This is a genomic window from Herbaspirillum sp. B65, assembly GCF_000333555.1.
In the GTDB taxonomy this organism is placed as follows: domain Bacteria; phylum Pseudomonadota; class Gammaproteobacteria; order Burkholderiales; family Burkholderiaceae_D; genus Herbaspirillum; species Herbaspirillum rubrisubalbicans.
Map to the genome: position 1 here is coordinate 1 of NZ_BADI01000275.1, position 2,196 is coordinate 2,196.

The following is a 2,196-nucleotide window of genomic DNA, read 5'->3' on the forward strand; positions in this document are numbered from 1 at the left end:
ATTGATAATCGCAATGCGACATGCTTGAGCAAAATAACATCCTGGTTGCCAGCCAAGTACTGCGCGACTTTAAACAGATCTGAAGTTGCAATAAGTGCCGTCGATGATGCCGCTGCAGCATTCTTGCACTTGTCCGTAAATTGATCTGGCCTATTTTCTGGAGCTAATAGTCTGTAACCATTCCCAAAAAGAACCCCTTTCGCTGGAAGATCTACTGAGTCCCGCGCAAGATCTTCAGTAACGTTCATAGCGAGCTGACGCAACTTATCAACGTTAATTGCCTTACTATCTTTCCCCTCGGCCTCTCCGATCATACGTCCTTCACTCGACTCGAATACAACATCAAACTCGGACTCGGAATCCTTATACGCTGCTGCCTCAAAACCTAAAAGCGCCAACGCATCAATGATGGCATTTTCTAATGGCTTTCCTTTTTCAAATAGTAGATTCCGAAGTCGAGCACTTTCCTTCAACTGCTTCCTGAGCACTTCCTTCTCTCGTTGAATTTCCTCAAGTTTGGACTCTAGCTCGAGCAAACTGGTACGAATAGATATCTCTAAATTCGACTCATATTCTGGGATTTGCGCCCAATCGGGCTCGGGAGATGCGTCTCCATCACTTTTGACCACCTTATCTAACGCAACAATCGCGCCTGCCAATTTCACCGAAAATTGACGTGCAACATCGCTATAGTCCCCATCTTCGTCAAAGAAATCGTCACTTGTGAAATCCAAATTCGGCAAACAGAAGAATGCGCCACCTTTATCGTTTCGCAAAAAAGTACCAACAGCTTTGTCTCCGGCCTTTGTCAAGATTGAAGGAGATTTCCCACTCTGCGGAGAGATAACAACCTCGTAAAAAGAATATTGTTCAAACTCATTCCAATAAGGTGCAAGTAGCTCTGCCCCCTTAGGCGATAGTTTCATTCCTCTACCCCGCGTTAACACAGGTTTGAGATTAAGCGGAAGGCATTCATAGTTACTATAAAGACTAACGTGGGTAGTGACCTTTTCATTGCGCCCTGTACCCGAACGTGTACGCTGACCGGTGTCTACGTAAACTTCCTGCAACGGAGGAAGAAAAACGACTATCATTCGCCCGGCATCAAAAGCATCGGTTAGCTCTCGTCTCCAATGCTCACATTGCTCCCTTAACGCAAACGAACGAGAGCTAGTGAGTGAATGCTTCCCCTGAAAGGTATCTGCATACTTGAAATACTCCGCGATCAGGGGCCGGAATATTATTATGTCCCAGTCCAGCAGCGAGATCTTGTCGTCAAAGTTACGTTCTTCGATATCGTCGGAGGCAAAATACACCCCAACGGAAAGTATTTTTTTTGTGCCCATTTCACAGTCTGAATTTGGCGTATCGGTCGCCAGTACCGTAAGAATTGCGAGGTTATTGACTAAGTTTGTCGCTAAGGCCGAGCCCCCCCTCAGTCAAGAAATTTTAGGTTATCTACGTATCCTATTCGTTCCAGGTACTTGTTCTTGCAGCTTCCATTGACGCTGCATCCTGAGTTAAAGCAGCATATTTAGCGTCAAAATGTTTTTCGGCATCTTGCCTGCTTTTAGAACCTCCGCAATCCCATAGGTACCCAACATACAGCCCCATAGGGGCTTATGTTAAGTAATTCTATTTACCTTTAGCTGGTGGCTTATGGGTGGGAAGCGTTGGATGCTTAGGCTTCGTCGGTGGATTTACGTGATGGCGACGGTCATCTTGCCCATCTTCACGTTTTGGCTTGGGCCCAGGTTTAATAAATAGTTCAGCCATACCCCCCCCTTTTTTTTAAAGTAAAAACTGACTTTCGCTCGTGAATTTAATATGTCGTGTACAAATGGCTCACACACGTACCGCAAACAGAACGCCCTTTTTCGGCACATTTAACACGAGCTGAACTTTCACTCTGGCAACTGAAGAAATTGCCAGCAGATTCGCTCTTGTCCATTTTTTTACAAATCGACTTGGTGGCGGGCGTGCATTCGTTTTCCCCCGGGACCATTTCTGCATGGAAAAGATGATACTCTCCGGTATCGCCGCGCTTCTTTAACGTATATTGAACCGCCCCGGCTGCACTAGACACTTTCAGCCTGTGGAAATACTGCTGTTCGAACTGTACCGGAGAAACGTGCCGCTATAGNAATGCCGACGTTTCGGGTTGTAGACATCTCGATGTAATCGACACATCCGAAC

The 2,196-nt window shown here is 46.1% G+C and carries 1 protein-coding gene; it reads right to left on the reverse strand.

Annotated elements, in window-relative coordinates:
• Positions 1-1,346 (reverse strand): hypothetical protein (locus I5W_RS07205; RefSeq protein ID WP_050010631.1); only part of this gene is annotated, 1,346 nt, incomplete at its 3' end.
• Positions 1,347-2,196 lie beyond the last annotated feature (850 nt).